4 protein-coding genes are annotated in these 5341 nt (G+C 67.0%); all 4 read right to left on the bottom strand.

The features are described from left to right. Nucleotides 1-33: 33 nt before the first annotated feature. Entirely contained in the window at nt 34-2271 is a 2238-nt protein-coding gene (locus AB0H50_RS00715) for a bifunctional SulP family inorganic anion transporter/carbonic anhydrase (protein WP_357444599.1), read from the bottom strand. A 191-nt stretch (nt 2272-2462) separates the two neighbouring features. Then, nucleotides 2463-2624, bottom strand: coding sequence for a hypothetical protein (locus AB0H50_RS00720; protein WP_357444602.1), 162 nt, complete (start codon nt 2622-2624; stop codon nt 2463-2465). Nucleotides 2625-3156: 532 nt separating this feature from the next. Further along, complete coding sequence (locus tag AB0H50_RS00725) at nt 3157-3342, bottom strand: hypothetical protein (protein ID WP_357444605.1); 186 nt, start codon at nt 3340-3342, stop codon at nt 3157-3159. Nucleotides 3343-3427: 85 nt separating this feature from the next. Beyond that, a complete protein-coding gene (locus tag AB0H50_RS00730) occupies nt 3428-4897 on the bottom strand; it encodes a glyceraldehyde-3-phosphate dehydrogenase (RefSeq protein ID WP_357444608.1) in 1470 nt (489 codons plus the stop codon). Nucleotides 4898-5341: the final 444 nt, after the last annotated feature.

The raw sequence follows: 5341 nt of genomic DNA on the forward strand, positions 1-5341 counted from the left end.
AGGCGGCTCCCGCGGGTCGTCCCCGCCTATCGATCAGACAAGCACGGGCACGGCGGGCTCGTCCGCGTCGTCGATATGGGCCAGCCCGTCGATCGTCACCTCGATGACCCGCGCGTTGGCGATGTCGAAGAACAGACCCGAGACGCGGACACCGCGCTCGAGCACGGCGCTGCGCACCGCCGGGTGCCGGTGCAGCGTCTCCAGCTGCAGCGCCACGTTCACCATGCTCAGCTGGTCCACCTCGCCGTAGCCCGCGGCGCTGGCCGCGTCGGCCACCGGATGACCGGCACGGAACCTCTCCAGGCTCGGATGCGCGTGCGCCAGCCACGGCCCGATGCCGGGACCGGTGTCGGCGCCCGAGTACAGCGCTTTCATCGCGCCGCAGGACGAGTGGCCGCAGACGACCACCGAGCGCACGTTCAGCTCCTCGAGCGCGAAGACCAGCGCCGCCTCCACCGAGGCGTCACCCGCCTCCGGCACCAGGTTGCCGACGTTGCGGACGGTGAACAGGTCGCCTGGGCCGCTGTTGGTGATGACGTTGGGCACGATGCGGGAGTCGGAGCAGGTCAGGAAGAACGAGTCCGGATCCTGCCGGTCGGCCAGTCCGTCCAGGTGCGGCCGCACCACGTGCGCGTGGCTGCGGTGGAAGGCCGCGACGCCCGCGGCGAGCGGGTTCGGGTGCTCGTCCTCGCGCCGCCACGGTCCGAGGATCTCGTCCCACACCGCGCGACCGAAACCGCGCGCGGGCGGTCCGGCCAGCGCGTCGGCCATCCGCACGGTGCCGATCTCCACGAAGTCGACGCTGCCGCCGCCGTGCTCCTGCTGGCGCACCCACTCCTCGATGGCCTCGAAGGCGGCGTGGTCGAGGAAGTCGACGGTCATCTCGACGGTCACGTCGGCGCCCGCGGGCACCTTGGCCAGCTCGGCGGACAGCTTCGGCAGCGCGAGGAAGGTGCAGGAACCGTCGATGGTGACCAGCCAGCGCTGCGACTGCGGAATCTGCTTGGCGGTGATCGCCACGCGCACCACCCGCCACAGCAGCAGGCCGAAGGCCAGCACGAGACCGATCATCACGCCCTCGAGGAGGTTCAGGAAGACCACGCCGAGGATCGTCGCCGCGTAGACCAGCAGGTCGCCGGTGCGGCGAGCCAGCTTGATGTGGGCGAGCTTGACCAGCTGGATGCCGATCACGATCAGCAGGCCCGCCAGCGCGGCCTTCGGAATCTGCTGCACGACGGCGGCCAGCGCCACCGAGAACAGCAGGACCCAGACGCCGTGCATGATCGCCGAGGCGCGGCTGCGGGCGCCGGCCTGGACGTTGGTGGCGCTGCGCACGATGACGCCGGTGACCGGCAGACCGCCGAGCATGCCGGACAGCACGTTGGCCGAACCCTGGCCGATCAGCTCACGGTCGAAGTTGGTGCGGCGTCCGGTGTGCATCTTGTCGACGGCGACGGCGGAGAGCAGGCTCTCCACGCTGGCGATCAGCGCGATGGTGAGCACCATGATCGCGACCGAGGACCAGCCGCCGTCCGGGATCTGCGGCAAGCCGATGGCGTCGAACAACGAGCCGTCGAGCACGATGCGCTCGACCTCGGTAGGCAGCACCATCGACAGCACTGTGCCGATGAACACCGCGACCAGCGGGCCCGGTACGACCCGGATCTTCTCCGGCGCGTACTTCCAGCCGAGCATCACCGCGATCACCGCGGCGCCGGCCAGCGCGTCACCGCCGTGCAGCGAGATCAGCTGGCCGGGCAGCTCGACGATGTTGTTCCAGGCCGAGCTGTGCGACGAGCCGCCGAGCAGCACGTGGATCTGCTGCAGCGCGATGGTGATACCGATGCCTGCGAGCATCGCGTGCACCACCACGGGCGCGACCGCCAATGCGGCGCGCGCGATGCGGCTGAGCCCGAAGACGATCTGCAGCACGCCCGCGGCGACCACGATGAAACACGTGACCCGCCAGCCGAATTTGTCGATGGACTCGGCGACGACGACGGTCAGGCCCGCGGCCGGGCCGCTGACCTGCAACACCGAGCCGCCGAGGGTGCCAGCGACGATGCCGCCGATCACGGCGGCGATGAGGCCCGCGGCGACGGGCGCGCCGGAGGCAAGCGCGATGCCGAGCGACAGCGGCAGCGCGACCAGGAAGACCACGATCGACGCGGGCAGATCGTGTCGCAAGATGGATGTCAGACGATCGGACAGCGCGCCGGGGCCCGGCGCGGGTGGGGACAGTGGTGGAGCGAGATCGTTCTCGACAGCCATGACTTTCTCCTTCGCCGACTCGACGTCGAAGCGCCGAGGTCGGTTGACGATCAACATGTCCAGCAGGGCAATGGACCGCGAACCGGCATCTCGCGGTGAAGCAGCTCCCGGCACGGCACCGGGCCGAGATGTAAACCCGTTCAAGGCTATTGGTAAAGACTTAGCAAAGCCTGAGAACCGCGGTGGAAGTGTCACTTTCCATAGCGCGTTTTCGGTGTGAAATCGTTCACACCTTCGTCCAAATACGCCGTCGCACAGCCCCTTCCGTTCGCTGTCTCGACGCCGCCGGACACCGCCACCCCCCGCTCCTCGATCCCATGGCGCACGGCGGGATAGGCGCGCAGCGTCTCCAACCGGCCACCACACCCCCGACCACCGCGGCAATCAGGCCCGCCGCACCCGACGCGACCGCGATGCCGAGCGAAAGCGGTAGGGCGACAAGGAAAACCACGAGGGAAGCCGGGACATCGTGGTGCAGAACGCGGGCGCTGCGACGTCCGTGGTGCGGAATCGGTGTCGGTCGACATAGTTCTCCTTCGCCGTCTCGGCGGCAGCCGATCCGGTTCATCGGGGCAACATGCACTGGCATCGAAGGCGAGCGGCGGGCGAAGCTTGGTGGAGCGCGGAGCGGGTTCAGCAGCGCTGCAGGTTCTAGCAATACTCCGGCGAAGCGGCGACCTCATGGCGCACAGGTCGTCCCAATGGTAAAGACTTCGCAAAGCGCATGGAAAGCTATGGGGTGCGAATCAGCCAACTGCTATCAAAACGTGATGCAAGTCACAGTTGGGCGCGAACCTCCCGCGATCTGGCCCGCTCGTCGCTGAGCAAAGCGGGTGTCCGGCAGCAGATTCATCAACTGCAACTGCCGCAGGTCGCCGACGACGATCAAATTTCGACAGCAGGGCCATTCGACTCGGCGACGACGATACCGGCGATCAGATTCAGGATGGTCTGTGTCTTCCCGGTGCCCGGCCGCCCGTCGATCACCGAAATCGGGTAGCGCAGCGCATTGTCGATGGCCGTGCGTCGACTCAGCCGAAAGGGCTTGGGGAGCATGTCTTCTCGGCCCATAGAGCAATGGACCGAAGCGAATATCCGCCGTGCCGCAACGCTCGGCCGCCGACCGACATCTCGGCCGAGCGTGCGGCTGTGCGCGTTACCCGGCGTCGGCCGCGGCCAGCTCGTGAGCGGCGCCGAGCTGGGGGTAGGTCGGATACTCGATGCCCGAGATGTACTGTACCGTCCGCACCACCTGGCACGAGTAGCCGAATTCGTTGTCGTACCAGACGTACAGGATCGCGGTGTCGCCCTCGACGATCGTGGCATTGGCGTCGATGATCGCCGCCGCGCGCGATCCGATGAAGTCGCTGGAAACCACGTCCGTGGCGGCGGTGTAGTCGAGGTTCCGGCTCAACGGACCGGAGAGCGAAACCTGACGCAGGTAGTCGAGCACGTCGCCCTTGGTCGTCTCCCGCTCCAGCTGCAAGTTCAGAATCGCGACCGACACGTCGGGGGTGGGAACGCGGATCGAGTTGCCGGTGATCTTCGCCTTGAAGTCCGGCATCGCCTTCGCGACCGCGGACGCGGCGCCGGTTTCGGTGAGCACGAGGTTGAACGGCGCGGACCGGCCGCGGCGGTCGGCCTTGTGGTAATTGTCCAGCAGGTTCTGGTCGTTGGTGAACGAGTGGACCGTCTCGACGTGACCGCGGACGATGCCGTACTCGTCGTCCATGGCCTTGAGCGGCGGGACGATCGCGTTGGTCGTGCACGAGGCGCAGGAGAAGATCTGCTGCGACAGGTCCTGGTCGCGGTGGTTGACACCGTGCACGATGTTCGGCACGTCGCCCTTACCGGGCGCGGTGAGCACGACCTTCGCGATGCCGGGGCGCAGATGCTGCGACAGGCCGTCGCGATCACGCCACTTGCCGGTGTTGTCGATCAGGATCGCGTTGTCGATGCCGTATTCCGTGTAGTCGATCGTGGTCGGATCATCGCTGTAGATGAACTTGATCACGTTCCCGTTCGCGATGATCGTGTTGTTCTCGGCATCGACCTTGATGGTGCCGTTGAACTGGCCGTGCACCGAATCCCTTCGCAGCAGCGACGCGCGCTTGACCAGATCGCCCTCGCCTCCCCTGCGCACCACCACGGCGCGCACGTTCAGCCCGTTGCCGGATCCGACCTTCTCGATGAGCAGACGAGCGACCAGACGACCGATGCGGCCGAAGCCATAGAGCACGACATCCCTCGGCCCCTGCGACTGGGCCTTGTTGCCATCGGTCACGTCGGCCAGAACCGTTTCGGCGAACTCGCGGATCGACAGTCCGCGATCGTCGCCGCGATACGCCATGACCAGCTGACCGAGATCGATCTTGCACGGCCCCAGGTCCAGCTCGCTGAGCACGCGCAGGAAGGGCAGTGTCTCGTCGACCGACAACTCTTCGCCCTCGATCTGCCGCGCGAACCGGTGCGTCCGCAGGATGCTGATCACCGACTTGTTCACCAGCGAGCGGCTGTGCAGCAGGATCGTCACGCCCTTCGCCCGATACAACGTGCCGATGATGGGGATCATCGCCTCCGCAGCGGCTTCCTGAGCGTTCCAGCGGTCAAGTTGTTCGGTAGTCAACACACGTCCTCGGATTTCTCGGTCTCTTCGCCGCATCGATGCTAGTGAGGGCCTGGAAATCACAGAGGGCGGATCCCCACTCGTGAGGTCGACAGGTGGTTGCGCCGCTCGGGAACCGGTCTGCTCGCCAGCGCGTCGCGGGGATCTCGCAGCGCCAATTGGGTCCTGCCCCATGCAATCCGGGCGGTACGACATCGAACCGGAGCTTGGCCGGTCATCGCCGCGGTTCGAGGCCGCCGCCGCGCCGAACGGCCGAGTAACGATCATCACAGCGACGCACCCCTGATCCCACCGCTGCTGGTCCCGAACCTCAGTGACAGACCCGGCCCGCCGTGCGCGTGCACGGCGAGCCGGGTCGAGGTGCGCCCATCGCATCCAGACCACGGCCCAGCTCGTCGAGACGACCGTCACGTCGACGTCGAGCCGGAACCGGCTGGACAGTGA

Origin of the sequence: Nocardia sp. NPDC050793 (assembly GCF_040654065.1) — a bacterium.
Taxonomy (GTDB): Bacteria; Actinomycetota; Actinomycetes; order Mycobacteriales; family Mycobacteriaceae; genus Nocardia.

Bases quoted from the DNA above. Each gene is read 5' to 3' on its own strand.
- AB0H50_RS00715 (WP_357444599.1), bottom strand. From the start codon at position 2,271: ATGGCTGTCGAGAACGATCTCGCTCCACCACTGTCCCCACCCGCGCCG.
- AB0H50_RS00725 (WP_357444605.1), bottom strand. From the start codon at position 3,342: ATGGGCCGAGAAGACATGCTCCCCAAGCCCTTTCGGCTGAGTCGACGC.